We start from the raw sequence: 26,085 nt of genomic DNA on the forward strand, positions 1-26,085 counted from the left end.
TGGTTTTCTGGTATCATAGTCATCGAGTAGAGTCCCTTCTTGGTGGCGTGGTAACCCCGAGGATACTCTACTTTTTTGTGTTTTGGATAGACTCCAAAACTTGGTACACAAACAATTGTACGTCATCTCCTCATTTGAAATTAATGCAAATCTGCAGGATTTTTATGAGAATTGAAGCTCCTCATTTGAAATTAATGCAAATCTGCAGGATTTTTATGAGAATTGAAGCTCCTCATTTGAAATTAATGCAAATCTGCAGGATTTTTATGCAAACTGAGCCCAGATATAACTCTAGTCAAGAAAATGATGTAGAATTGCATCATTTTTCTGTGATCGCGTCCTTTACGAGAAGAATTGATGCACAATTGCATCATTTTTCTGGGATCGCGTCCTTTACGAGAAGAATTGATGCATCATTGCATCATTTTTCTGTGATCGCGTCCTTTACGAGAAGAATTGATGCATCATTGCATCATTTTTCTGAGATCGCGTCCTTTACGAGAAGAATTGATGCATAATTGCATCATTTTTCTGTCATCGCGTCTTATACGAGAAGGATTGACGTAGCTGCAGCATGTTTACGGATGGTTCCACATCGGTGCTAAGAAAGTTACTGGTCCTATCGCTCAATGGCCATGCAGCTCACTGGCCTTTCAGCTCAGGATGGCCATGCAGCTCACTGGCCTTTCAGCTCAGGATGGCTTTTCAGCACCCTGGCGCTCAGCCTCGTCGCCCGAACCATGCCCGCCGCGGCCCAGGGAGCGGCGCGAGCCAGGCCCGGCAGCGCATGCGAGAGGAGCGGCGAGCCAAGCAGCGCCTGGGCCAGCCTGCCCCAGCGCAGGGGACGGCGGAACTCCCGCATAAGGGCCGCGCTATACGCGCGCTCCCACTGCGGAAGCGTCAGTCCGCCGCGCAGATAGCGGTCCGCGAACGTGACGCACAGCTCCGCCGAGCGCAACGCCATCGACATGCCGTCGCCGCAGAGCGGCGGGATGCGGCAGACCGCGTCGCCGATGAGCGGCATATCCGCCCACGGGACAGGCCGCAGGCTGATCCGAACCGGCGATACGGCTGAGGCCGTCTCGGGCAAAGCGGTCAAGTCCGCCATCCGCTCCCGAAGGCGAGGATGGCGGGCCGCCGCTTCCTCCAGCATAGCGGCGACAGACCGATGCGATGCGGGGATATCGTCTCGCCTAAGCAAAGCCGCGGCATTTAGGTTCCCGTCCTCCACCGCGTTCAGCCCTAAGTAGCCCCCTTCGAAGAAGTACAGCTCGACGGCCTCAGAACCGCTCTGGCCGCTTCGCCCATCAGACCTCGCCCGGTAATGCATTTTTACCCCGACATAACTTTCCGCGGCATGGCTTAGCCCCTCCCGGACAATGCCCTTTAATCCTGCGCCTCCCCATGCGCCGATTACGCTGCGCGCGAGCAGCTTCTCGGTCCCGTTACCATGACCCGTACGCGCGGTAATTTCATAAAGCTCTCCGCGCCGCTGCACCGACAGCGCCGTCATGCCTTGGCGAACGAGGACGCCTGCCGTCTCCGCAGCCCGAAGCAAGATCGCGTCCAGCAGGTAGCGGCTAATCCCATACGCCGCCCCTGGCAGCGGAATGGCGATCGCCCCTCCTCGGTGCATATAAAGCTCCGTACGCGTAATCCGGCTCGGCGAAAGCTCCTTCACCGCTTCCTCCAGCCCTAGCCTGGCAAGCGTTCCTTGCGATTCGGGCGACAGAAATTCCCCGCATACCTTATGACGGGGAAACCGGTGGCGGTCAAGCAGCGCGGTACTCCAGCCGCAGTCAGCGAGCGCCTTCGCCGCCGCGCTCCCCGCAACGCCCGCTCCAAGCACGACAGCGTCATACACGCACGTCACTTTCGCATCACCCCGGATTTTTTGGTATCGTCACCACGTAGCGGAATAAAGGTCTCCATGAATAGTGCAGCCCCTCCATGCCCGGCGTTTGCTTCAGCTTCTGCCAATCCTCTGCGCGGAAGCCTTTCGCGACGGACAACGGCCCGTCATGCCGGATATAGGGATTGCGGGACAACATGCGAGTTGCAAGCCAGACGGCCGACCACGGAAGCCAGTGGCGGTGAATGTCGTTCACCACAACGCCAAGCCGGGACACCTGCAGCATATGCTTGGCCGCTCTCACGAGTTCAGTTCCCGAGAAATGATGCAAAAACTGCGTCCCTGTCACAATATCCGCCGAGTCCGGCTCCAGTTCGTACAAATCCGCCTGCACCACGTGGACGCGAGCTTCGTTCCAATAAAAGAGGCTTGCCTCCTTTACCGCTTCCTTCGTAATATCCGCAAGCGTCACGCGAAGATGAACGCCTTCCTCCGTCGCCCATTGCAGCAGCTTCCTGTTGACATCGCCCGATCCCGCTCCAATATCCAAGATGGACAGCTCCTTCGGGCAGCCCGCGGACCGCCACAGCCTCTTCACGCCATAGAACGTCGGTCCTGCCGCGCCGAACAGCGAGTTCAACCTGCGCAAATGAACGAACGCCTCCCGCAGCTCCGCACCGCCCTGCGACCAGTCGTCCATCAGCTCCGGTCTGCTTTCCCGCGCCGCAAGCATCTTAGGCATAGGCATCAGCCTCTGTGCATTTTTTTGCAGCGGCCCCTTTAGGATTGTAGGTCAACCGGAGCATCTCCGCAGTCACGCCCGGCCCAAAAGCAAGCGCGACGCCTTCCTGCAAGCCGGCATTTTCTTCAGACAGCCTCCGCTTCATCTCTTCCAGCACGAACAAGATGGTCGCGGAAGACATATTGCCGTAGTTCCGCAGAATGGAGCGGCTTGCCGAGGTTTGCTCGTCCGACAGCTCGAGCACCTCCTGTAAGACATCCACAATACCTCTTCCTCCGGGGTGAATCGCCCATAGCGGCGGCTTCGTCATACCTTCCAGCAGCCGCTCTACCTCAGCAGGCACATGCTGGCCGATCAGCTTCGGAATGGATGTCGACAGATAGAGGTCAAACCCATGGTCCCCGACCTCCCATACCATCTCCCCGGCGCTGCCCTCCAGCAGAACGCTCCGGGCGTCTCCCAACACGAATTGGCTTACGCTCTTCCCTTCGCCCGCGGCGCCTACGATGCAGGCGGAAGCGCCGTCCCCGAAGAAGGACGCGCCGTACAACGCCTCGCGGCTGCTCGACGGCTGGATATGGAGCGTACATAGCTCGACACAGACCACAAGCACCTTCGCCGACCCTTGACCCTCCACGATTTCCTTCGACAGACTGACCGCTTTAAGACCGGCCGCGCATCCGAGGAACGTGAGCGGGTAACGCGTGACCGCAGCGCGAAGACCCAGCTCCGATACGAGAGCCGCATCCATTCCGGGCAAATATTGACCCGTGCAGCTGACGGTGATCAGATGCGTAATGTCTGCGGCGTCTACGCCGCTGTCCGCAATCGCCTTGCGAGCCGCCTCCGCGGCAAGCGGCACGGACGCGAGCTTGTATGCGGCCATCCGCTCGCTTGTCTTCGGCACTTCGTCCGCCTCTCTCCCGGCGCTCGGAAAATACCTGCAATCCGCGGCCGGTTCCAGCAGGTTGGGCTCGCACGTATAGCGGAAGTCTACGCCGCATTGCTTGAAAATTCGTTTCGCCCACCGGCTGGAATCCGTTTGTCCCGCCCCCGATAACGCCTCCACGAGCCTGCGCGCTGTGTCCTCCTGCTCCATCCGATGCTGCGGTACCGCCGTTCCCAGACCCCATATCGCCGCGTTAAACGCTTGTACGTTCATCGTTATCCCTCATTCCTTCGTTTCTGACCGATTAGAACAAGCATATTCGGACGAGCCGGAATTTATGAGAGAACCTCCGCTCTCCAACAGGCAATAACCGTTATTGGCTGGAGAAGGGGTTTCATGTAAAATACAACTAACAGACAGGCAGAATCGAATGCAGGGATGCGCCTGCCCGCAGTCCGGTATGCCAAAGGAGAGACTAATCGATGCAGCACGAGCGGCATTCTACCGTTTCCTACAAAAAAGAGCTGACGCCAGAGGAAATGCTAAGGACCATATTCGACTATACGGCCAAAATCGCAAACGAAAAAAATCTGGAATCCGTCCTCATCCTGATGGCGAACATGGGACGGGAGCTCGTTGTCGCTGACCGCTGCGCCGTTTGGCTGATCGATTCCGCCCGGGGAGAGCTTTACACGAAGGTCGCGCACGGCGTCAGCGAAATTCGCGTCCCTTACGGCTCCGGTCTCGTTGGCGCTTCCATCTGCTCCGGGGAACCGATCATCATTGACGACGCCTACAAGGACAGCCGTCACAATGCCGAGAACGACAGGAAGACAGGCTATCGCACCAAAGCGATTATGACGATTCCGTTCCGGAATAACGAAGGCGACGTCATCGGCGCTTACCAAGCGATTAACAAAATGACGAAGGCTGAAGTTTTTTCTCCAAAGGATTTGGAATACCTGACCTTGGCGGCCTCCTATTCCGGCAAGTCGCTGGAATCCGTTATGCTGTACGAGGAAATTTTGGAGACGCAGAAGGAAATTATTTTTTCCATGGGGGAAATCGGCGAAAGCCGCTCCAAGGAAACAGGCCGTCACGTCAGAAGGGTCGCTCAGTATTCCTATATCCTGGCGCTTGGACTCGGCATGAGCGAAAGAGAAGCGGATATGCTGCGTTGCGCGTCGCCTATGCACGATATAGGGAAAGTCGCCATTCCGGATGATGTCCTGAAAAAGCCGGGCAAGCTGACGGATGAAGAATTCGACCTGATGAAATCCCATACGGTCACGGGCTATCGTTTGCTGCAGAGCTCGAAGCGCGAGCTGATGAAAACGGCCGCGATTATCGCGCACCAGCATCATGAGAAATGGGACGGAAGCGGCTACCCGCAAGGGCTCAAAGGCGAAGAGATCCATATCTACGGCCGGATTACGGCCGTGGCCGACGTGTTCGACGCGCTTGGGAGCGCCAGAGTGTACAAGCCCGCCTGGGAGCTCGACCGCATTATCGAGCTGTTCCAAGAAGAACGCGGCAAGCATTTCGACCCGCGGGTCGTCGACGCTTTTATGGAGCAGCTGCCTCTTCTTCTAGAAGTAAGAGACAGAGAATCGGACTTGTAAATCATCCATGAACAAAAGCCACCTTCCGATCCGCTCAGAAGGTGGCTTTGCTATGGTATAAAGGCTTGCCGGGTTACCGGCTGCTCAGAACTACCGCGTTATTGTCATTATCGATGACCATTAAAAATCCGGCTAGCTCCTCTACGTATTCCGCATCGGCATATGCAACGCCCCCGCGCAGCGCAATATCGCCATTCCCTATTGTGCGCAGCGCCGCATTCCACTTGCCTTTACTCACTTCGATCGAACGCGCCGCCTCGATCCACCGCACTTCCGCGCCCCACGCTTCAAACAGCTCCCTTACGGGAATAAAAATGTCGGAGCCTTTCTGGAACGGCGCGGCATCATCGGTGAACGTAACCAAATGCCCGTTCAGCCATACTTGAGGCTGTTCGCCTGCAGGCAGCAAGTCCGCCTCCGCCAGTATATCCTCTTCGCTTCTTACCGGAGTAAGCGCCTCCGGCTCGACCGCCAGTGACTTCAAATCACCGTTCAGCGTATCCGTTACATATAGCTTGCCGTTAAGGTACAACAGCCCCGAGGGCTGATTGAACCGCGCTTTATCGCCCGTACCGACCTCTTCGCCCGGAACGCTTGCGCCCGCCAAAGAAATGACTTCGCCATCCGGCTGCACCGCGCGGATCCGGTAGTTCAAGCTGTCCGCCACGAACAGCACGCCTTCGGCATAAGCAAGACCTCTAGGACGATTGAACAACGCTTGCTTCGCCGGACCGTTTCGGTACCCGCCCTCCAGGTAGCCGGTGAACTCGTCTGCCGGCGTCAGCTTGCCGGCATACGTGCTGACGCGTCCGTTGTAAATATAACGGATGACATTATTGCCGGTATCGGCGACGAACAGTCCGCCCTTCTCATCAAGAGCAAGCCCGGTCGGCTCATTAAACCTTGCGAATTCGGCAAGCCCGTTCATAAAGCCGCCTTCCTCGCTTGCGGAGCCCGCAAAGTTCGAGACTTTGCCGTCCTTGCCGATCCGGCGGATGACATGGTTAAGCGTGTCGGCCACGTATACGTTGCCTTCCTTGTCAACGGCCAAACCGGATGGCGCATGAAGACGCGCTTCGTGGAACAGGCCGTTCCGGTAACCCGCGGCGCCGCTTCCCGCAGTCGTATACACTTCGCCGTCTTCCAGTCTGCGCAAGATATGGTTATCCGTGTCGGCGATAAGCAGCTCCCCGTCGGCACTCATCGCGGCAAAGGTCGGGTAACGAAAGGCCGCCTTGTCAGCCGGACCATCCCCAAAGCCTTCTTCGCCAATTCCCGCGACAGCCTTTGTTTCCCCATCCTTATATTGCAGGATGGAGCCCAACGCGTTAACGACATAGATGCCGCCATCTCTGCCAGCCGCCAGCCCCCATGGCTCTCCAAGCCCTTCGGCCTCGAGCACGACCTCATGCCCTCCGCGCGAGGCTGCCGGATCGGCCGGCGACGCGTATACCGGCACGCTTATTGCTAGGGCGAGCGCCGCAAGAAAGGCGCTGCCGATTGTTTTTCTTGCGGATAACCCGCTCTTGCCCGGTGATTGAATTGGTTTCAGCATACTATACCCCGACTCCTTCTGCAGGCGGCGCGGGACACGCCGCATTTTCCGATTCCTCGCATACTTCAATATCGATATATAATGCTGCGTCATTTTCACGGTCGATGTAAACCGGAACGATTAGTCCGTGAGTCCATCCGAGCTTCAATTTGATAAGGAACGAATCGAACAGGCGGAGGTTCCATCCGTTTCCGTTCTTTACCCATTCATAATCATCTTCTGTTAACTCCGTAATCTCGTCTTCAAACACGCCTAATTCAGGATCAATAAAGTACGATAGGATGTACGGCTGGCTGAGCAGCAATGATTCTAAGCCTAAGTTCGAAGGGACAAAAATATCCGTATAGCCGGTAGAATTCGGATGCTCTTTGTTGAAGCTGATCAAGCTAGGTTCAGTCACGATGACAAAAAGGAATCCCTCGATAAAGGGGTATTCCTCTCCTTCATTAGGAGACTGAACGTTGATCGCCATGCGCACCGATTGAATCTCGGTCTGAACCTTCTCCGGGAAATGCTTGTTGCGAAGGGCTCCGGCGCGCACGTCTACATACACATGGTCGAAATAGGTCATCGGATCGCTTAACGTGATGACAAGCTCGTTCCCCTCCGATTGAACGCCCTGTACTTCCAATTTACACGGACCATAACCGTCTGAAGTCTCACACCATTCCCCTAAAGTCACGCTAATCGGCGAAGCCCCATTTTCATTCGAGCTCGGCACCAGCTCAACATCGGTTGTGAACGGCATGCGAATCGTATGTTCATCAATCACATACGAATAGAAATCGCCATAGAACGCCTCCGCGTCAAACTCCGGCGCTCCGGACGGAGCCGGAGTCGGCGACGGACTCGATGATGGGCTGGACGATGGACTCGATGACGGATTCGATGTTGGACTCGACGACGGACTCGGTGACGGCGACGGCGTAGGTGTCGGGCCAGGTGTCACAACGGGTGCCGGAGTCGGCTTCTCATACACGATGTTGGTCGGACGCGGTTCGTCCTGCTGCTCCGCCGCCTTCGCCGCTTCCGCGCGTTTCGTCTCAAGCAGCGCCTGCACCTTCTTCACAAGCTCGGCGTCGCCGCTATCTTTCATGCGCTCCGTATAATCTTCCAGCGCCACAAGCGGCAGATCTTCAGGCTCGAGCGGAGCGACCTCTCCCGCGCCGTCCGTGCCGATCAGCAGCTGTTCGCCCGGGCGGACAACCTCCTGGCTGCTAAGGCCGTCGCCGAAGCTTGTCGATACCGCTCCTTCGAATACGCCGACGTAGCTTTCTCCGCCCTCGTAAGCAACGGTGAACTCCGTGCCCATAACGCCCATGATCGCCGTCGGCGTCTCGACCTCAAACCTTGAGTCGCCCTCCAGCTTCTGCTTGATTTTGATCATGACGCTGCCTTTGGAAAGCGTGATGCTCGTTTTCCCTCCCATAGACTTGGCGCTTTTGGTCAGCTCGGACACCGTCAAAGTCGTATTGGCGCCAAATACTACCTCTTTATCGCTGCCAAGGTCCATCGTCAGCTTGCCGTCCTTGCCTGTCGATATCGTATCGCCCTTGCCGATGGCCATTCCCTTAAACGCGGCAAACTTCTTGGAGCCCCCGCCCTTCTTCACTTCCGCTTTGCCGGATGTGGACGTGACTTTGCCGGCCATGTCGGAATCCTTGGCGATAGCGATAGCCGGCGCCAGCAGAGCAATAACAAGCGTAAACAGCAGCGCTAGCTTGAATGCCTTCATTTCAACCCCTCCAATTCATAGATCGCGATCCCTTGCTCCTTGCCCTTCACCTTCGCTTCTCCGAGCGGAGCGGCAATCGCTCTGTCCTTCACTTTTTCATAAACGGATTGACTCAAAATAATCTGTCCCGGCTTCGATATGCTTTCCAGCCTCGCCGCCGTGTTGACCGTATCGCCGATGGCGGTATAATCCATCCTCGCCCTCGAACCGATATTTCCGAATACGGCCGGCCCTGTATGGATGCCTATGCCGAAGGAAACCGACAAGCCGTACTTTTCCTGCAGCCTGCGCTGCAGCCCGGATGACGCTTCCTTCATGGCCCATGCCGTCTCGACCGCCTTCACCGCATGGTTCTCGAGCAGCAGCGGAGCGTTATAAATCGCCATCGCCGCATCCCCGATAAATTTGTCCAGCGTTCCGCCGTATTGGAAAATGCAGTTCGCCGCAAGCTCCAAATATTCGTTCAAGATGCCGACGACCTCTTCCGGCTCCGCCTTCTCCGACAGCGGCGTAAAGCCCCGGATATCGACGAACAGCACGGTCAGCTCGCGCCTTGTCCCGCCGAGCCGCAGCCCTTCGTCGCCGCTCTTCAAAATTTCGTCGACGACTTGCGGCGCGACGTAACGGCCGAATATATTCGTCACCCTGCGGCGCTCCAGCCTTTCGCTCACATAGCGGTATATGATGGCGAACAAGATGCAGGCTCCGAGAAGAAGGACCGCATAACCTGTCGATAAAATAATGCCCGATTGATACAAGTATCTGCCGCCGAAGAGCAAGGCGGCTGCCGCGAGGGCGGTGCCCCCGATCGCGAAGCCCAGCCACAGCTTCCGGAACAGCCCGTAAGAAAGAGCGGCCAGCAGAGCCATAATAAGCGCGTCCCATCGCCAATCCAGCTTACTCTTCATGCGCTCGTCAAGAAGCGACTGAATGATGTTGGCGTGAATTTCGACCCCGTACATCGCCGTCTTGGCCGACATCGGCGTGTAATATTCATCTTTAAAGCCGGTGGCATAGGGACCAACCAGCACAATGCGGTCCGTAAAATAATCCGCCGGAACTTCGCCGCTCAGCACGGCCGTATACGGGATCGCTTCGAACTGGCCCGGCTCGTTCGTATAATCGATATGGAAGCGGCCGAAGTCATCCAGACGCAGCTTATCAGGTTCGGCGTTCTCCCCGTTCTTCTCCATAAACATCCGGTAAATCGTCCAAGCAAAGCTGTCTACGACGCTGTCACCGTACCGGAACTGGTACAAGGTGCTGCGCACAACGTTATCGCGGTCCGGAATCGTATTGATATGTCCCGTGGCCGCCGCCGCTTCTTTCAGCTCGGCGAACGGCTCCGATATCGCCTCCGCTTCCATCAAGCCCCTGCCCGCAAAAGGCGGGAAGGTGCCATAGACCGGAAGCACGACATTGCCTGCTCTACTTACCGCATCGACAAATTGCGCATCCGCTTCCGTATCCTCCGTCGGGGCTGGGAACGTGACGTCGAACGCAATAACGGCCGGCTTGCCCTCCGACAGCATGTCCACAAGCATGGCATGCGCCGACCGGCTCCATGGCCAAGCGCCCAGATCGAGAAGGCTTTGATCGTCAATCGCGATAATGGCGATCCGCGTGTCCACGTCGCTTTCCTGCTGCATGACCCGATCTTGGAAATAGTAATCGACGGAATCCAGCGTCCCCCTGTACATCAAAAAAATCATAACGGCCGTAAGCAAACCGAATATCGGCCCCAGCTTGACTCGCAATTCGTCTGACTCCCCTCTTGTTCCCGCCCTCCGGGAACCAATGCGGTAATATGTATGAAATGTCTCTATCTTTTTTCCTAGTAACCTAGCAGCATGCACAGGATATGCAGATTTTATCCTATAGGATAAAAGCCCGTTTTACAACTAATTTTTGTTAAACGATGTCGAAATAAATCGTATTTTGCGCCTAAACAAAAAAGCCTTCTCCCAACGATTGAGAGAAAGCTTCTAATTTAAATATTGCCGCGGCTCTTTAATAGGGCGTCCATCCTGCCCGACGCTTCATTCAGCGTCTCCTCGATGTCCCGGCCCCGAATAAAGATATCCTCCATCGCCGCGTCGTACAGCTGCTCGATCTCGTTCCACTCGGGTATAGCCGGACGATAGAAGGCGTCTTTGATGCCGTCCATAAACGGGTTCAGGTAGCTGTTCACCGGCAGGCTTAAGCTTCTTCCTTCCTCGAACGCTTCCGAGTTGGCCGGTATCAGTCCCGCTTCCATCAGCTTCAGCTGCGTCTCCTTTCGGGTCATCCAGCTCATGAACGTCCAAGCCTCCGGTTTGTTCCGCGCGTCTTTTGTCATGACGAGGCTCTCCCCGCCTATTATCGAGCGGTATTCGCCACCGCCCGGGAAAGGCGCCACCGTCGTGCGCTGAAGCAGATTCACATCGACGCTGGAGCTGTTCAGCAAAATGCTGTAGTACCAAGGGCCCTCATCAATCGTAAGCAGGCGGCTTGAAGTGTAGATCTCGCTCCAGAGATCGGCGCTCCCTTCGAGCATCCAGGGGTTGATGACGCCATCTCGGAACAGCCGAAGCAATTCCTCCATCGCCGCAACGCTTTCCGGACTGTTGAAATAACCGTCCGTCTTCGTAAAACCGGAATCCGCCAGCCGTCCGCCCAGCGAGAAAAAATAAGGGATGCTGTTCCACAGCTCAATGCCCGACATCCCGATGATATAATCGTTGCTTTCGGCCAGGCTTATTACCTCGGAGAAGGACGACGGCGGTTCGGCAATGCCCTGCTTCTCCAGCAAACGGGCGTTATATAACGCCGCTTTCGTCGTGATATTGAGCGGTAGACCGTAGACATGGCCTTTATAACGGTTCGTATCCAGCATTCGGCCTTGCAGCTGGGACGACACGTTCTCATAGTCCGGGAACGAATCGACGGCGTGCAGCAGCCCCCTCTGCGCGAATCCCGGTATCCAAGTGTAGTCCATGCGAATGATATCGGGCGTCTTGCCGGCCGAAGCGCGGGCCAGCAGGGCGGAGTGGTACTCTTGATTATGCGTTTGTCTTACCGATTCAACAACGATATCGGGATACTCCGCTTCGAAAGCCGGAATGACCGCCTGCTCGAAAATCATCGTCTCTTCATCGCTGTACGTATGCCAGATCACAATCCGTTTCTCCTTCTCGTCGCCGATCCGTTGAACGGCTTCCGGAACATCGATAATGGAATTGTTCATGCAGCCGCCAAGCGTCATCGCCGCGAGGACGATCCCGGCAAGAAGACGGCGCCGGACCACCGCTGCCATCACGCGTCTCCCCCTTCCTTCGTCCCGCTGCCTTTGCCCTCGTGATGCCTTTGCTCCCGGTAATCAACCGGAGACAGGCCCGTTATTTTTTTGAAAAGCTTGCTGAAATATTTCACGTCATTGAACCCGGACTGCTCCGCAACCTCGTACACCTTCAAATCCGCTCCTGCCAGCAGCTCCTTCGCCCGCTGCACGCGAAGCTTAATGACATAGTCGATAAAATTTTCACCGGTCACTTTTTTGAACAGGATCGAAAAGTAGTTTTTGCTGACATGAACATAATCAGCCACCTGCTGCAGCGTCAGCGTCTCTACATAATGGGAGCGGATATAGTCCAGCGCCTTGTCGATCGGATGGGTGGAGCCCATCGCGTCGAAGCTGTCGGAACGGGCTTTGCGCAGATCGGCTATACAGGCCAGCAGCGTCTTACACAGCTCCTCCAGCGTCTCCGACTTGAACAGACGGTCAAACGACTCGACCAGCGTGTACGGATCGACCTGCTGCTTGAACAGATTGGAGAGCACGCGGCTCGCCTCCTCCTTCAGCTGCAGGGGCGGACAGCCGCCGCCGGACCAATCCCTGCGCCAGTCGGCCAGTAGAGAAGCCGCCTTTTCGCCGCTCGCTTCGGCGATCTCATGGGCTAGCTCAGGCAGCCTTATGCCGTTCCGGCGAACGTCCAGGTCAGGGTGATAGCGGTAGATGCCGATTCCTTCGAAGAAGCCCCGGTTGGAGGCCGATTGACTCTCAGCGTAGACGGCTCGAATCCGATCCGCTCCGCGCCCAAGCGTGTAACCGATCGTGACGCTCGCCCCGATCTCCGACTTCAGCTTGCCTGCAAGCCGCTGCAGCCTGGCGCTGCAGGCATCCTCTTCCCATGCGGCGGCCTGAGGCGGCTTCGGCAAGAGAAAGAACAGCTCGTTCTCGCCCGTCTGAACCGCAAGCCCTTCCCGTTCGTGCTCGTGCAATGACTCTGTCAGCTGCTCCAGCAAGACGGATTTATGCAAATAGCCCTCCTGCTCTTCGATCCAGTACACCCGGTTCAGAATGAGGACCAGGCCGACATATTCGCCGTTCAGCCATTCCGGAAATCCGCCGTCCGGAAGACGATCGCTTCTTTGGAGCAGATGAAGCTTTAATTCTCCTTCGTGACGCTTCCGCACGGCCGCGCGATCCTCTTCACTGTCCGGCAAGCTTCGTTCTTTACGCGTTGTCTCCAGCATCGCCTTGCATCTTCGGATCACTTGAAGCAGCTCTTCGGGCTCCAGCGTATGCTTCAAAATGTAATCCGCGACGCCAAGCTTCAGCCCTTCCCGGACATATTCAAAGTCGTTATAGCTGCTTACGAGCACGATCTTCAGGTCGGGGTAACGCTCAAGCGCCTGCTTCGATAAGGTGAGGCCGCCCATAACCGGCATCTTAATATCTGTAATTAATATATCGACGGGGGTCTCCTCCAGCAGCTTCATCGCTTCCGCGCCGTTCGCGCAGTCGGCGACGATCTCGATCTCCTCCCGCGTCCAATCGACGGAGGCCTTAATTCCGAAGCGGATAATCGGCTCGTCGTCCACAATCATTGCCCTCCACATGCTCTGCTCACCCTTCCTGCTTTGGCGTTTTTTTCGGATACAAGACGATTCTCGCCAGCATGCCGCCTTCCTCCCGCGCTTCAAGCGTTACGCCCGAACCGAGGCCGAAATACAGCCTTGCGCATTCATGGACGTGATGGAGCCCGATGCCGGCGTGGCCTTCCTTCACCGCCTTTTCCACCGATTCGATGACGTCTCCCTTCTCGGGAGGCAAGCCGATCCCGTCATCCGTGACCGCAATCATAACCGCTTCGCCTTCCCGACTCACCTCGATGCCAATCTCCCCGTCCGTGCCCTTAGGCACGATGCCGTGGAACACCGCATTTTCGACGAGCGGCTGAATCAGCATCCGAGGCACGAGAAGCCCAGCCGCCTCCGGGTCAAGCGCAATATTCAGCTTAAACCGTTTATGGTACCGCATCTCAAGGATAACCAAATATTTTTCGATAACCGAAAGCTCCTCGGCTATGGTGACGAAATTGCCTTTGCGGCCCATATTGGCTTCCAAAAGCCGGGTCAAGGCAGAAATCCCCTCGTAGGCCTGTTCGGATTGCCCGTATTTAATCAGCCAACGGATCGTGCCGAGCGTGTTGAACAGGAAATGCGGGTTGATCCGATGAACGGCGGCGCGCAGCTCGGCCTCCTGCTTCCTCTGCTGCTCCTCCGTCACCTGCTCCATCAGCACGTTGATGTCGGTAATCATTTTGTTGAACTGATGGCTCATCAGTCCAAATTCGTCATTCGTACGCACATCGGTGCGAACGTTCAGATCGCCCTTCTGCACCTGCTTCATTCCCCTGGTCAGCTGTTTGACTGGCCGCGTTACCCGGCTTGCGATGACGAGCCCCATGCCGATTCCAAGCAGCGTGAAGATGCCGAACGACCGCAATATATTGCTGTGCAATGCGCTCAGCCGGTCCGTAATTTCATGGACGGGCACCGTGCCGACAAGCTGCCAGCCGTTGCTGAGCGGCTGCTTTATGCCGTAGTAAGGAATATCGCCTTGTTTATATTCGAATTCGATATGGGAATCCTCCGTAATGTGGCCGAGCAGCTCCTTGTTCGGCACGATGCTGCCGATGCTGCCCGTGTCGGACGACACCATGATCCGCCCTTCATCGTTGACGACCAGAAAGCCGCCCGTCTCGCCGAGCTTCATCTCTTTTATCTTATCGATGACCTTTCGTCCGTTCAGATTGACCAGAATATAACCGACCGTGTCGCCGCTCGCGTAATCCGTAATCGCCCTCCCGATCGGCAGCACCATCTCGGTATAATCGCCGCCGCTGCTAAGCTGGTCCGCGGCAATCGCATTCCAGACCAGGCCGCCCTCAAGCGCTGTCGCTTCCTTGGCCCACGGCTGCTCCTCGACGAAATACCGGGCCAGCTTAATGCGCGAGAACGTGCCGCTGCCCCATCCCGTTTCGTGATTCTTCAGGACGTATACGATATTTACGAAGGAGCTCGAGTAAACGACGTTGTTCAAAAAGCTCTTCATATAATCCTCGTTCTCCCGCCACTGCGCGAGATCGAGACCGCCCGAAGGCTGATTCGTCAGCACATGCCGGATGCGCGAATCGATATAGATCATGTCGGATACGTCGCTTCCCGCATTGAAGATGAAGGACAGGGAATCGGCGCCTTGCTTTGCGATTTGGATGGAAGCCTCCCGCACATTCCGCTTCACGGTCGAGCCCGACACCACATAGAAGGAGTAGCTGGTGAACAAGGTAGGAATGAGAATCACAAGAACAAAAGCCGTAATCATTTTGGCCGTAAAAGACATCCGCATCCGCTTTCGCCATATCTCCGCCACGCGCATCCCGCCTTTCTCGTCGTCCTTTGTCCGGATTTCTAGTATACATGGTCATTCGTATCTCTGCATGCAGGGCTGCATGAACGACGCAAAGACGCCCCCCATGAGGCGCCTTGCATTGTATTAATATTCCAAAACAACCATATCCCAATACTTCAGCTTCGGAAGGGTCAGCGTAACCTCGCCGTCCTTCTGCTTGAAGTCCAGCTCCACGGCCGAACCGTTGTAATAATCCGGCGTAGCGAGCCAAGCCTTCTTCACCTTGGCGTCCGCTTTTACGGTCAGCTTCAGATCCGAAATTTCAATCGGCTCGGCTTGATCGGCCTTGTTATCCTGCCAATTAAGCGTCGTCGCATCCGTGAAGTTGATCAGATGCAGCATCGTCCGGCCTTGCGCTTCCTTGGCGAAGCTCCATACTTTGCCAAGCTCCGGCGTATCCGACAGCTCCGCCCCTTCCGCCGAAACCGATTCCAGCTCCTTTTCGGCCGTTCCGTCACGGAGCAAATTTTGATAAGCGGTCAAGAAATCGTAGTAGACGACCAGCGCGTCCTCCAGCTCTGCGGGAATCGAAAGGTTCCGGTTCGGGAAATATTCCTTCGCCAGCATGTTCTCGCCCAGCTCCAGATGCGACGCGCCGGAGGCGAACATAACGGCATCCGTCAGCAGGACGCCCGGCGTATTGAACTCGCCTTTGGAGTCGGCGTGGTCATAGTTCATGTAGGCTGCGAAAACAGTGTTCAGCGCGCCTTTGCCGTACTTGGCATTCTGGTCGGCAATTTCCTTCAAATTACGGTATCCCGGATGCGCGTCCCATACTTCCGTGTACAGGAATTTCACCGGCGTCTTGGCGATGTTCGCCTGCCCGAATTGGCTGACGGCGTTCATGACGTAGTCGACGTCGATCGCTTCCTTCGCCGCGTTCATGAACGACTCGTATGCAGCCGGCAGGTTGACTTTGTCCGCGTTGCCGTCGTACAGGTTGCCCCGGTCGCCGAGCTGGTCGACATGCCAGCCGTCGAACGGCAAATGCTCGAATACGTTCTTCTCCTGCTCGAACAAATAATTTTGCCACTCGGCGTTCGCCGGATTCATCAGCAGGATATCGCTGGCCCAGCTGTCTGGCAGAGGATGCATATCCTGATTCGTCAGCAGCGGGTCCTTGAACAAGCCCCACTCGCGCTTTACGCCGTCCGCTTCCGCATCCTCGAAGGCGCCGAACAGCAGGTTGTAGTTCATCGCCTTCATATTGCTCTCATGCGCGAGGTCGATATAATTTTTCACCGTGTCGTAGGCGACTAGTCGGTTTGCGATTTCAGGCCATTCGGATGCCGGAGCGCCGCCGTCCAGCTTCAGCGGCATATGATGCTTCCACTGCCAGTCATAGAACTGGATGCCGTTAATCCGGAACCGATTCAGCCGGTCGATCACCGCTTCCTGCTCGGAGGCGTCCATCGCGTGGAAATCGGCCAAATAGCCGTAACGCGGGAACTTGCCCCAATCGGAGGAGACGTCTACCGCGATATTCGCGTGGTCGACGATTTTTTTGTCCTGCTTCAAATAAATTTCCGTCATATAGCCTTTGAAATCATCCTGCGCAGGCGTCCACTCCCAAGCCACCTCCGGCGAACCGTCCCACTTAACGGTCGTCTCTTCCACAACCTCGTTCAAATGCTTGTAGCGGACGACCAGCTCGCCGCCCTGCCCGGACTCGTTCATCGTAAGCGTATAGCGGACCGGATCGCCGGGATTATACCTTGCTTTATCGGTTGTCACATAAGCAAGCAGATCGCCGTTCTCCGCCTCTTGCGGATGGACGGCGGTTTTGCCGCCGCCGAGGCACCCGGCCAGAAGCGATGCGAGGACGAGCGCGCCGGCGCAGGTTACGGCCGTTTTCGTGCGAAATACGTTCGATTTCATCGATTCATTGTTCTCCTTGTCGCGAATAATGGGATCAGCCCTTCACGCCGCCTTCGTTGAAGCCGGATTGGACGAATTTTTTTTGGAACGTGACATAGAGCAGGATGACCGGCAAAAGCGCGATGATCGATGCCGCGAACACTTGGCCGTAGTTGGTCGAATATTTGTCGTTGAACATCAGAATCGCGATCGGCAGCGTCCGCATCGCTTCGCTCTTGATGAGCGTCAGCGCCAGGAAGTATTCCTCCCATGTGCCTTGGAAAATAAAGATCGCAAGTGTGCCGAGCGCGGGAAGCGACTGCGGCAAATAAATGTTCCAGAAGATGCGCCAGCTGCCCCCGCCGTCGATCAGGACGGACTCCTCGAGCTCCTTCGGGATGCTCTCGAAAAAGCCGCGCAGGAAGAAAACGTTGCCGATGACGCCGCCCGCGATGTAGACGAGCCATAAGCCGCTGTAGGTGTTCACGAGTCCCATATCTTTGATGATGACGAACTGCGGGATAATGTTGATGACGCCCGGGATAAACATCGTGAGCAGGAAGATCCGGAATACCAGCTCCTTGCCCGGGAAGGTAAATCTGGCGAAGCCGTATGCCGTCAACGCGCCCAGGAATAGGGAGCCCACCATCGCAACCGACGTCACAATGACGCTGTTCATGAAGTAGTTCACGAAATTGTTTTTGTTCCAAACGGTAACGTAGTTGGAGAAGTTGACTTTCACCGAGAATACTTGATCCGGCTTAGGCAGCGTGTTGGTTCCTTGGAAAAACGTCGTCAGTATCATGTAGATGAACGGGAAAACGAACAGAAGAGCGCCCGCTATGATAACCGCGTAGACGATGAACTTGTTAATAAACGATGTTTTCATGTGCGCTCCTCCTTAAAACATTTTTTGTTTTCCGATTTTTTTCATCTGCGTATACGTCAGGACGAATACCAAGAGTCCCATCATGACGCCCATTGCAGCCGCCGGACCGAACTTCAGATTTTGGAACGCTTCAATATAAATCAAGCTCGGGATAACATGCGTCTGGTTCATCGGACCGCCAGCCGTAATGAAATAAACCTGCGGGAAGAAACCGAATGCCCCGTTGATCAGATTGATGACGATAAACAGCGTGATCGGCTTAAGCAGCGGAATCGTAATGCGCCAGAACTTCTGATAAGCATTCGCTCCGTCGATGTCGGCCGCTTCGTACATGTCCTTCGGTATGCCTTGCAGCGCGGCAAGATAAATCACGACGCCCCAGCCGACCGTCTTCCAAATATGGAACAGCCAGATCATCACCATTGCGGACCAGTAGTTGCTGCGCCAGGAGATCGGCTCGGATAAGATGCCCAGCTTGGCATGAAGAATGTAGTTAATAAAGCCTCCGTCGCCGTCGGCGAATAGGTATTTGAACAAGAGTGCGATAATAATCCACGAGGTTACGATCGGCAAATAATAGATCGTGCGGAACGCAATCTTGAATTTGACGAATTTAGCGTTAATCAGCACCGCGAAAAAAATCGCGAGAAACCAGTTGACCGGCACAGTGGCCAGTACGTTTAGAAAGGTGTTGCGAAGCGCGATAAGGAACCGGTCGTTCGGATCCTGGAATACTTTCGTATAATTATCGAAGCCAACCCACGGATTCGCCGCGTTCGGCATAATGCTGTAGTCTTGAAAGCTGATCATGATGTTGCGAATCATCGGGTAGATGACGAATACGGCGATGCCGATGAAGCCTATTGCCACGAAGGGCAGCACAGCCATCCATTGCCGCAGGCCTAGCTTGAATTTGTTCTTGCTTGATACGGGCACTTGCTTCGTCTCCGGCGTCAACATGGAAGTGGACATGAGCTGAAGGCCTCCTTTCAATAGATGAAACACGTTCGCGTTAAGTCAGGAAAGGGCTCCTTCGCCGAAGCGTCCGCTGCTCCCCGCGAATTCGCCCTTCCCGCTTTCGCTGCTTCTTGTTAGTTCAAAATCGCTTCGATTTGCTTAACCGCTTCGTCCAGCGCGGCCTTCGGCTCCTGCTCGCCGCGGATCGCTTTCTCGAACGCTAGGTTGAAGATGCCTTCCACTTCTCCCCATTGCGGGATCGGCGTACGCGGCAATGCCGTTTCAAGCTGCTCGACGAACGTGTCGACGAATGGAATATCCATTGTTTTCATAGCGTCTGCAGCCGCTTTGTTGGATGGGATCAGACCCGTTTCCGCCATCATCTTCTGCGGCTCCTCCGTCAGCATCCACTTCGCGAATGTCCAGGCTTCTTCCGGATGCTTGGAGTTGGCGAACATAACGAGATCCTCGCCGCCGATTACGGAACGGCTTCCGCCTTCGCCCGCAGGCATAAGCGCTCTAACCGTTTGCTCCATCGGATCAAAGCCGGTTTGTTCTTTTTCTGCAATCTTCGTGCTGTAGAACCAAGGGCCGTCGTCGCTCATCAGGTAGTCGCCGCTAATAATGCCGTCCCATGTGCCAGGCTCGCCGCCCAGCATGACCGGCAGTACGAGTCCTTCGTTGTTCCAATCTACAATTGTTTGCAGCGCCTTCACGCTTGCTTCGCTGTTCAGGTAACCGTCGACTTTGGTGTAATCTTCGTTCGTGATGGAGCCGCCAAGGCTCCAGAACCAAGGGCCAAGCCCCCATGCATGAATGCCGGATACGCCGATGCCGTATTTGCCTTTTTCCTTCAGCGTTCTAGCCGCGGCAACCAGTTCATCCATTGTTTTCGGAGCTTCCGTCAGCCCCGCTTCCTCTAGCGTCGCTTTGTTGTAGATCGCGATCTTTGTGTTCGTGTTCACCGGCACGCCGTAGTAGCCGCCGTTATAGAAGTTAGTTGCCATCGGAGCTTCGAATACGCTTGCTTTCAACTCTTCGAAGCCTTCCAGCTTGCTTACGTCCATCAGCGCGTTCTGCGCCGCGAACTCAGGCACCCATACGATGTCCATACGCATCAGGTCCGGAGCAGCGTCGCCCGCAACGCCTGCAATTACTTGCTGCTTCAAGCCTTCATACGGCATGCGAGTCAGCTTCAGTTCGATATTCGGATATGCAGCTTCGAATGCAGGCTTGATCTTTTCAACCAATGCCTTCTCTTCCGCGTCGCTGTAAGTGTGCCAATATTCAATCGTTACTTTTTTGCCGGACGGTTTATTTTCTCCGCCGTTGCTTGTGCCGTTGTCGGCTGCGTTGTTCGCGCCATTATTGCCGCTTCCGCATGCCGCCATGACAAGCACCAGCACTAGAGCCATTACCGCCAAAGCCGATTTTTTCATCGCTTTCATTCTCTATTGCTCCCCTCTGTTCTCTTGAGTAGTTACATTCTGATTATCTCGCGGGAGACGATCTGGGGTAACCGTTTTCATTCTCATTGTCGTGTCGTATTTTCTCGTGTGTGGATGCTGCTTGTACCTGGCATGGTGTGCGATATTCCGATAGGGTGTAAATGTTACACCCTTTCGGAGCGGTGCCGGGAAGCTCCCTTATACCGTTAGCTTGTACACTCTCGCCTCGTATGGACGGAGCTTCAAATGTCGGATGTCTTGCGCCGCGTCGACATCATCATAGCTGCTGATCATCAGCTCTCTTGCGTTATGCGCCAAATGCTCCGGAAGCTCGAATACGGGCTCTCCGCCGAAGAAGTTCAGCATGACAAGCCACAATTCGCCGTCCAGCTCTCGCGTATAGGCATAGATTTCATCATGCTCCGGCAGGATGAGCTCGTAACGGCCGTAGGTGATGATGGCGTGCTGCTTGCGAAGCGCGATGAGCTTCTTATAATAATGGAAGATCGAGTCCGGGTCGTTTATAGACTGCTCCGCGTTAATGGTTACGTAGTTCGGATTGGACGCGATCCACGGCGTTCCTGTTGTAAAACCGCCGTTCGGTGAAGCGTCCCACTGCATCGGCGTCCGTGCATTGTCTCTTCCTTTGGCATAAATCGATGCCATGGTTTGAGCCTCTGGCTTGCCTTGCTCGATATGATGCTCGCGGTACATATTGAGCGTCTCGATATCGCGGTAATCGTTAATCGACGGGAATTTGACGTTTGTCATGCCAAACTCCTCACCCTGGTAAATATACGGCGTGCCTTTCAGCGTATGGAGCAGCGTCGCCAGCATTTTGGCGGACTCTTTATGGTAGCGCTCCGCGTCGCCGAATCGCGAAACCATACGCGGCTGGTCATGGTTGTTCAGATACAGGCTGTTCCAGCCCGTATGTTCCAGGCCTACCTGCCATTTGTGCAAAATATCCCGCAGCCCTTTCAGCGTCCAAGGCCGCACATCCCACTTGCCGCCGGGGCCGGAGTCGACGTCCATGTGCTCGAATTGGAACACCATGTTGAGCTCGCCGCGGTCCTCGCCCGTGTACAGCTTCGCTTGATCCACCGTCGCGCCCGGCATTTCCCCGACCGTCATAATGTCGTATTTGGACAGCACCTCGCGGTTCATTTCCTGCAAAAACTCGTGGATGCGGGGACCGTTCATAAAATGCTCGCCGCCCCACGCGTACCGGTCTTCGCCGACGCTAGGCAAGCCAGGTGTCTTCGAAATGCAGTTGATAACGTCCATGCGGAAGCCGTCGATGCCTTTATCGAGCCAGAACGTCATCATATCGTACACTTCTTTGCGAAGCGTCGGGTTTTCCCAATTCAGATCCGGCTGCTTCTTCGAGAACAGGTGCAGGAAGTACTCGCCTGTCGCCTCGTCGTACTGCCATGCGGAGCCGCCGAAGAACGACACCCAGTTGTTCGGCTCCTCGCCCTTCTCGTTCGCGGGGCGCCAAATATAATAATCGCGGTACGGGCTGTCCTTGGACGACCGCGATTCCATGAACCACGCATGCTCGTCCGACGAATGGTTCACGACGAGGTCCATCATCAGCTTCATGCCCCGGCCGTGTATGCCTTCGAGCAGCTGCTCCCAATCCGCCATCGTGCCGAATTCGTCCATAATGTCGCGGTAATCGCTTATATCGTAGCCGTTGTCGTCGTTCGGCGACTTGAACACCGGGCTCAGCCAAATGACGTCCACGCCCAGCTCCTTCAAGTAATCCAGCTTTGACGCGATGCCCTGCAAGTCGCCGATGCCGTCCCCGTTCGAATCCATAAAGCTCCGAGGGTAGATTTGATACACAACCGCTTCTTTCCAAAACGCTTTTTTCATCTCGCTCACTCCTTGCGTGCTTATGCTCTAAGTATGAAAGAGCCGCCCGCCCGCGGAAACGTGCAATAATCACATGTTGCGGAATAAAGTGCACCCCCCGCACGCCGGCGTGTTAAGCTGCTCTCACCGCCTTCGTTCCGCCCAACTCCCGCATTCCGCACATTTAAGCCGGTCCCGCCGCCTTCGTTCCACCAAGCTCCCGCATTCCGCACATTTAAGTCGGTCCCGCCGACTTTTTCCTGCCAAACTCCCGCATTCCGCTCATTTAAGTCGGTCCCGCCGCCTTCGTTCCGCCCAACTCCCGCATTCCGCACATTTAAGTCGGTCCCGCCGACTTATTCCAGCCAACTCCTGCATTCCGCACATTTAAGTCGGTCTCACCGTCTTCGTTCCACCAAATTCCCGCATTCCGCACATTTAAGCCGGTCTCGCCGACTTATTCCTGCCAAACCCCCGCATTTCACACATTTAAGCCGGTCCCGCCGCCTTCGTTCCGCCCAACTCCCGCATTCCGCACTTTTAAGTCGGTCTCACCGTCTTAGTTCCACCAAGCTCCAGCATTCCTCACATTTAAGCCGGTCTCGCCGACTTAGTTCCACCAAGCTCCAGCATTCCTCACATTTAAGCCGGTCTCGCCTACTTATACCTACGTAACTCCCACATTTCACACATTTAAGCCGGTCTCGCCGACTTATTCCTGCCAAACTCCCGCATTCCGCACATTTAAGCCGGTCTCGCCGACTTATTCCTGCCAAACTCCCGCATTCCGCACATTTAAGTCGGTCCCGCCGACTTTTTTCTGCCAAACCCCCGCATTCCGCACATTTAAGACGGTCTCGCCGACTTATTCCTCATTCCGTTCTGCCTCAAAACAAAAAAAGCATCTCCCTGCGCCGGTTCGGCCGACGTGGAGAGACGCTTTGTCTTTAACTAGCTTGTTCTTTACTACTTGTTCTTTACTACTTGTTCTTACTACTTGTTCTTTACTACTTGTTCTTTACTACTTGTTCTTTACTACTTGTTCTTTACTCACTAGTTCTATACGAAATCGCCCTGTTTACTTCGCCTTCCCGATCGGCTCGATCGGGTCGACGCGGCCGGCCTTGGTGGATGCGCCTGCAACAGGCTCCGCCCAATAGACGGCGTTGGAGATGACCTTCAGCACCTCCGGCTGGTGGTAGATCGGGAACGTCTCATGGCCCGGACGGAAGTAGAACAGCTTGCCTTTGCCGCGGCGGTAGCAGCAGCCGCTGCGGAACACTTCGCCGCCTTCGAACCAAGAGATGAAGACGAGCTCGTCCGGAGCCGGAATTTCGAACCGCTCTCCATACATCTCTTCCTTCGGAATTTCAAAATAATCGCCGAGCCCTTCCGCGATCGGATGGCCGTGCTCGATCACCCATACGCGCTCGCGCTCGCCGTCGTCGCGCCATTTCAGCGTGCCCGTCTTCGTGCCGAGCAGGCGCTCGAACAGCTTGGAGCCGTGTCCGGAATGGAGCACGATAAGCCCCATGCCGTCCAATATGCGCGTCCGCACCTTCTCCACGATATCGTCGCGCACTTCGCCATGCGCCAAATGTCCCCACCAGATCAGGACATCCGTATTTGCCAGCACCTCGTCGGTTAGTCCGTGCTCGGGCTCATCCAATGTCGCCGTCCGCACCTCGATACGCTCCTGCGTTTTCAAATAATTCCCGATCGCATTGTGAATGCCCTCCGGATAAATGCTTGCCACATGCTCGTTCTGTCTCTCATGCCGATATTCGTTCCATACCGTTACTTTAATCGCTGCCATTGCTTCTCCTCCTATGAAAAATGCTGATCTGCTAAAAAGCCTCCATCAAGCAAATCGCCTTCTACTTCGCCGACACCCACCGCTCCTGCTCGAACGATTCAATAATCGCGTCCAGCGTCCGCTGATTGATATAACCATCTTCGATCGTCGCGTCCAGCCCGTCCGCCTTGCCGAGCAGCAGGTTGAAGAAGGACTGCATCTGCTCCGCCCGGCAAGCCTCCGGAATGTCCGCGCTGCGGAAGCCGCCTTCCTCATCGGCGAAATTCACCTCGAGCGTGTCGTTCTCTTCCAAGCTATAAACGAGCGAGCCCTTAGAGCCGTAAATTTCGATCCGCTGGTAGTTGCCCCGTCCGTAAGCGAACCTCGAAATTTCCATGGAGGAAGAAATGCCGCCCTCCAGCTTGGCCAGCACATGACAGAAATCGTCGACGTCAACCTCGCCTGTGCCCTCGCCTCTCGGAAGGCTGCGTTCCCGGATAATCGTGTCGGCATGCCCGATCACCTTCTCCGTCTCGCCTACCAGGAACCGGTGAAGATCGAGAATATGCGAGCCGAGATCGCCCAGGGCGCCGGAGCCTGAAAGCTCTTTGCTGAAGCGCCAGACGAGCGGAACCTCCTCATTGATCGCCCAGCCCTGCAAATATTGGCTGTACACGTGATGGATGCGGCCCAGCTTCCCTTCGCGGATCAACTGCCGGGCGTAGCGCGCTGCCGCTTTATACCGGTACGTGAAGCACACCATATGCGGAATCGGCGACTTCCCCAGCTCCTCGCGCAAAATTTCCGCTTCTTTCGTATTCATCGCAATCGGCTTCTCCAGCGCAAAAGGCATGCCGTATTGGATCGCGTCAAAAGCCACTTGAAAATGATTGAAGTTCGGAGTCCCGATCATCACCGCGTCGAGCTCTTTATTTTGGAGCATATCCTCATGCTTTGCGTACCTGCGTTCCTCCGGAATGCGCAGCGCGTCGCCTCTTTCGGCAAGCGCCTTTTCGTTCACGTCGCATATTGCCCACAGCTCCGCGTCCGGGCTTTGCTCGATGCCCCCAATATGAAAATTCGCGATGCCGCCCAGTCCGATTACGCCGATTTTCAGCTTTTTCATATGCACCATCCATTCGTTATACGGATTGTCGTTCCATGAACAGTATAGGGTGTGCTAGAATAATCGAAAATGCGAAAAGGTGACCCTTTTTGTACAATAGCGACTTTTTAAGCAGGGGAGGTTAGGTGCGGCATGCTGAAAATGAACGTCGGGCTCGTCCCCAAAATTTTGCTGATCGGCTACGTTTCTTACAAGTCCCCCTGGATCCATTTCCATCGGAATACGGATGAGCAGATTTTATACGTCATAAAAAACGGCGAATTGCACATGAGGGAGAACGGCGTGGAATACGTCCTGCGGCGCGGCGATATGCTGCTTCTCGAGCCGGGACTCGATCACGAAGGGACAAAAAAAGCGACCTGCGACTACTACTATTTTCACTTCAAGCACCCGGAGATGAGCGCGGCTGCCGAACAAGACCCGTTCTCGCTTGCGAAAAGCATCCTGCTCGAGGACAGCGGAGAGCTCGAGGATGAGAGCGGTTATTACTTCCCGAAACGCCATACGCTTTCCGACAAAAACAGCTTCCATCAGACGATGTACGCGATGAATGAGCTGCTGCTGCTATACCGGCGCAAGCATTACAACCGCGGCTTAACCGCGCTTCGCTTCTCCGAGCTCCTGATCGAGCTGTCGCGGGATTATTTCCTTCATGTGCTGCAGAACGAGAGAGGGAAGGGCTCCAAGGCTGTAGCCAAGGTGCACGCGCTGCTTGACTTTATTCACCTTCACTACACCGAAAAAATAAGCAGCGAGCGGATTGAGCGGGAATTCGAATCGAACTACGATTATTTGAACCGGATTTTCAAAGACATTACGGGTCACACCATTACGCGGTACGTCAACAAAGTCCGCATTCAGCACGCGCAGGAGCTGATTCAGGCGACGCATATGAGCTTTGGGGAAATCGGCTATTTGACGGGGCTGAACGATCCGTATTATTTCAGCAAGGTGTTCAAGCAGTTTACGGGGGTGTCCCCGGCTCAGTATTACAAAAAAGTACGGGAGACGATTTAAGGGGG

The 26,085-nt window shown here is 55.4% G+C and carries 18 protein-coding genes; 2 read left to right on the forward strand and 16 right to left on the reverse strand.

Annotated elements, in window-relative coordinates:
- Positions 1–676: 676 nt before the first annotated feature.
- From D3P08_RS24010 to D3P08_RS24020, 3 genes are read right to left on the reverse strand one after another with little or no spacing between them, the layout of a single operon-like run.
- Positions 677–1,873, reverse strand: a complete 1,197-nt coding sequence (locus tag D3P08_RS24010) for an NAD(P)/FAD-dependent oxidoreductase (protein ID WP_119602674.1) — start codon at positions 1,871–1,873, stop codon at positions 677–679.
- A gap of 7 nt (positions 1,874–1,880) precedes the next feature.
- Positions 1,881–2,600, reverse strand: coding sequence for a methyltransferase domain-containing protein (locus D3P08_RS24015; RefSeq protein WP_420819057.1), 720 nt, complete (start codon positions 2,598–2,600; stop codon positions 1,881–1,883).
- Positions 2,587–3,756: a type III polyketide synthase gene (locus D3P08_RS24020; protein ID WP_119602676.1), complete on the reverse strand. Its 1,170-nt coding sequence runs from the start codon at positions 3,754–3,756 to the stop codon at positions 2,587–2,589. Before D3P08_RS24020 ends, D3P08_RS24015 begins: the two co-directional genes overlap by 14 nt.
- A 209-nt stretch (positions 3,757–3,965) precedes the next feature.
- Here D3P08_RS24020 and D3P08_RS24025 point away from each other — a divergent pair, with 209 nt between their 5' ends.
- Positions 3,966–5,105 carry an HD domain-containing phosphohydrolase gene (locus D3P08_RS24025; protein ID WP_119602677.1) on the forward strand — a complete coding sequence of 380 codons (1,140 nt, stop codon included), beginning with the start codon at positions 3,966–3,968 and terminating at the stop codon, positions 5,103–5,105.
- 73 nt (positions 5,106–5,178) lie between these two features.
- Here the strand turns inward: D3P08_RS24025 and D3P08_RS24030 are convergent, their stop codons facing one another.
- The 13 genes from D3P08_RS24030 to D3P08_RS24090 all read right to left on the reverse strand — a co-directional run bounded on the left by D3P08_RS24030 (position 5,179) and on the right by D3P08_RS24090 (position 25,063).
- Complete coding sequence (locus D3P08_RS24030; RefSeq protein ID WP_162848588.1) at positions 5,179–6,660, reverse strand: stalk domain-containing protein; 1,482 nt, start codon at positions 6,658–6,660, stop codon at positions 5,179–5,181.
- Between the two features lies 1 nt (position 6,661).
- Positions 6,662–8,395, reverse strand: coding sequence for a FecR family protein (locus tag D3P08_RS24035; protein WP_119602679.1), 1,734 nt, complete (start codon positions 8,393–8,395; stop codon positions 6,662–6,664).
- Positions 8,392–10,152 carry a CHASE2 domain-containing protein gene (locus tag D3P08_RS24040; protein ID WP_119602680.1) on the reverse strand — a complete coding sequence of 587 codons (1,761 nt, stop codon included), beginning with the start codon at positions 10,150–10,152 and terminating at the stop codon, positions 8,392–8,394. Before D3P08_RS24040 ends, D3P08_RS24035 begins: the two co-directional genes overlap by 4 nt.
- A 233-nt stretch (positions 10,153–10,385) precedes the next feature.
- Positions 10,386–11,690, reverse strand: coding sequence for an extracellular solute-binding protein (locus tag D3P08_RS24045; RefSeq protein WP_119602681.1), 1,305 nt, complete (start codon positions 11,688–11,690; stop codon positions 10,386–10,388).
- A complete protein-coding gene (locus tag D3P08_RS24050; protein ID WP_119602682.1) occupies positions 11,690–13,276 on the reverse strand; it encodes a response regulator in 1,587 nt (528 codons plus the stop codon). Before D3P08_RS24050 ends, D3P08_RS24045 begins: the two co-directional genes overlap by 1 nt.
- A gap of 7 nt (positions 13,277–13,283) precedes the next feature.
- Entirely contained in the window at positions 13,284–15,092 is a 1,809-nt protein-coding gene (locus tag D3P08_RS24055) for a sensor histidine kinase (protein WP_162848589.1), read from the reverse strand.
- Between the two features lie 123 nt (positions 15,093–15,215).
- Positions 15,216–17,009, reverse strand: a complete 1,794-nt coding sequence (locus D3P08_RS24060; protein WP_119602684.1) for a glycoside hydrolase family 66 protein — start codon at positions 17,007–17,009, stop codon at positions 15,216–15,218.
- Positions 17,010–17,043: 34 nt separating this feature from the next.
- Positions 17,044–17,877 (reverse strand): carbohydrate ABC transporter permease, encoded by an 834-nt coding sequence (locus tag D3P08_RS24065; protein ID WP_119602685.1) that lies wholly within the window; start codon positions 17,875–17,877, stop codon positions 17,044–17,046.
- A gap of 12 nt (positions 17,878–17,889) precedes the next feature.
- Entirely contained in the window at positions 17,890–18,849 is a 960-nt protein-coding gene (locus D3P08_RS24070) for a carbohydrate ABC transporter permease (protein WP_119602686.1), read from the reverse strand.
- 119 nt (positions 18,850–18,968) lie between these two features.
- Positions 18,969–20,282 (reverse strand): extracellular solute-binding protein, encoded by a 1,314-nt coding sequence (locus tag D3P08_RS24075; protein ID WP_206099002.1) that lies wholly within the window; start codon positions 20,280–20,282, stop codon positions 18,969–18,971.
- A 198-nt stretch (positions 20,283–20,480) separates the two neighbouring features.
- Positions 20,481–22,163, reverse strand: a complete 1,683-nt coding sequence (locus D3P08_RS24080; RefSeq protein WP_119602687.1) for a glycoside hydrolase family 13 protein — start codon at positions 22,161–22,163, stop codon at positions 20,481–20,483.
- A 1,057-nt stretch (positions 22,164–23,220) separates the two neighbouring features.
- A complete protein-coding gene (locus D3P08_RS24085) occupies positions 23,221–23,958 on the reverse strand; it encodes a ThuA domain-containing protein (RefSeq protein WP_119602688.1) in 738 nt (245 codons plus the stop codon).
- A gap of 61 nt (positions 23,959–24,019) precedes the next feature.
- Positions 24,020–25,063 carry a Gfo/Idh/MocA family protein gene (locus D3P08_RS24090; RefSeq protein WP_240647730.1) on the reverse strand — a complete coding sequence of 348 codons (1,044 nt, stop codon included), beginning with the start codon at positions 25,061–25,063 and terminating at the stop codon, positions 24,020–24,022.
- A gap of 132 nt (positions 25,064–25,195) precedes the next feature.
- Here D3P08_RS24090 and D3P08_RS24095 point away from each other — a divergent pair, with 132 nt between their 5' ends.
- The gene (locus D3P08_RS24095) at positions 25,196–26,080 is read left to right on the forward strand and encodes a helix-turn-helix domain-containing protein (RefSeq protein WP_119602690.1); all 885 of its coding nucleotides are present in this window, start codon (positions 25,196–25,198) and stop codon (positions 26,078–26,080) included.
- Positions 26,081–26,085: the final 5 nt, after the last annotated feature.

Source organism: Paenibacillus nanensis (assembly GCF_003583765.1).
Classification (GTDB): Bacteria; Bacillota; Bacilli; order Paenibacillales; family Paenibacillaceae; genus Pristimantibacillus; species Pristimantibacillus nanensis.

Excerpts from the sequence above, each read along its gene's own strand:
- D3P08_RS24020 (WP_119602676.1), bottom strand. The coding sequence starts at position 3,756 with ATGAACGTACAAGCGTTTAACGCGGCGATATGGGGTCTGGGAACGGCG.
- D3P08_RS24085 (WP_119602688.1), bottom strand. The coding sequence starts at position 23,958 with ATGGCAGCGATTAAAGTAACGGTATGGAACGAATATCGGCATGAGAGA.
- D3P08_RS24075 (WP_206099002.1), bottom strand. The coding sequence starts at position 20,282 with ATGAAAGCGATGAAAAAATCGGCTTTGGCGGTAATGGCTCTAGTGCTG.
- D3P08_RS24015 (WP_420819057.1), bottom strand. The coding sequence starts at position 2,600 with ATGCCTATGCCTAAGATGCTTGCGGCGCGGGAAAGCAGACCGGAGCTG.
- D3P08_RS24030 (WP_162848588.1), bottom strand. The coding sequence starts at position 6,660 with ATGCTGAAACCAATTCAATCACCGGGCAAGAGCGGGTTATCCGCAAGA.
- D3P08_RS24035 (WP_119602679.1), bottom strand. The coding sequence starts at position 8,395 with ATGAAGGCATTCAAGCTAGCGCTGCTGTTTACGCTTGTTATTGCTCTG.
- D3P08_RS24060 (WP_119602684.1), bottom strand. The coding sequence starts at position 17,009 with ATGAAATCGAACGTATTTCGCACGAAAACGGCCGTAACCTGCGCCGGC.
- D3P08_RS24025 (WP_119602677.1), top strand. The coding sequence starts at position 3,966 with ATGCAGCACGAGCGGCATTCTACCGTTTCCTACAAAAAAGAGCTGACG.
- D3P08_RS24050 (WP_119602682.1), bottom strand. The coding sequence starts at position 13,276 with ATGTGGAGGGCAATGATTGTGGACGACGAGCCGATTATCCGCTTCGGA.
- D3P08_RS24090 (WP_240647730.1), bottom strand. The coding sequence starts at position 25,063 with ATGAAAAAGCTGAAAATCGGCGTAATCGGACTGGGCGGCATCGCGAAT.
- D3P08_RS24065 (WP_119602685.1), bottom strand. The coding sequence starts at position 17,877 with ATGAAAACATCGTTTATTAACAAGTTCATCGTCTACGCGGTTATCATA.
- D3P08_RS24045 (WP_119602681.1), bottom strand. The coding sequence starts at position 11,690 with ATGGCAGCGGTGGTCCGGCGCCGTCTTCTTGCCGGGATCGTCCTCGCG.
- D3P08_RS24095 (WP_119602690.1), top strand. The coding sequence starts at position 25,196 with ATGCTGAAAATGAACGTCGGGCTCGTCCCCAAAATTTTGCTGATCGGC.
- D3P08_RS24070 (WP_119602686.1), bottom strand. The coding sequence starts at position 18,849 with ATGTCCACTTCCATGTTGACGCCGGAGACGAAGCAAGTGCCCGTATCA.
- D3P08_RS24080 (WP_119602687.1), bottom strand. The coding sequence starts at position 22,163 with ATGAAAAAAGCGTTTTGGAAAGAAGCGGTTGTGTATCAAATCTACCCT.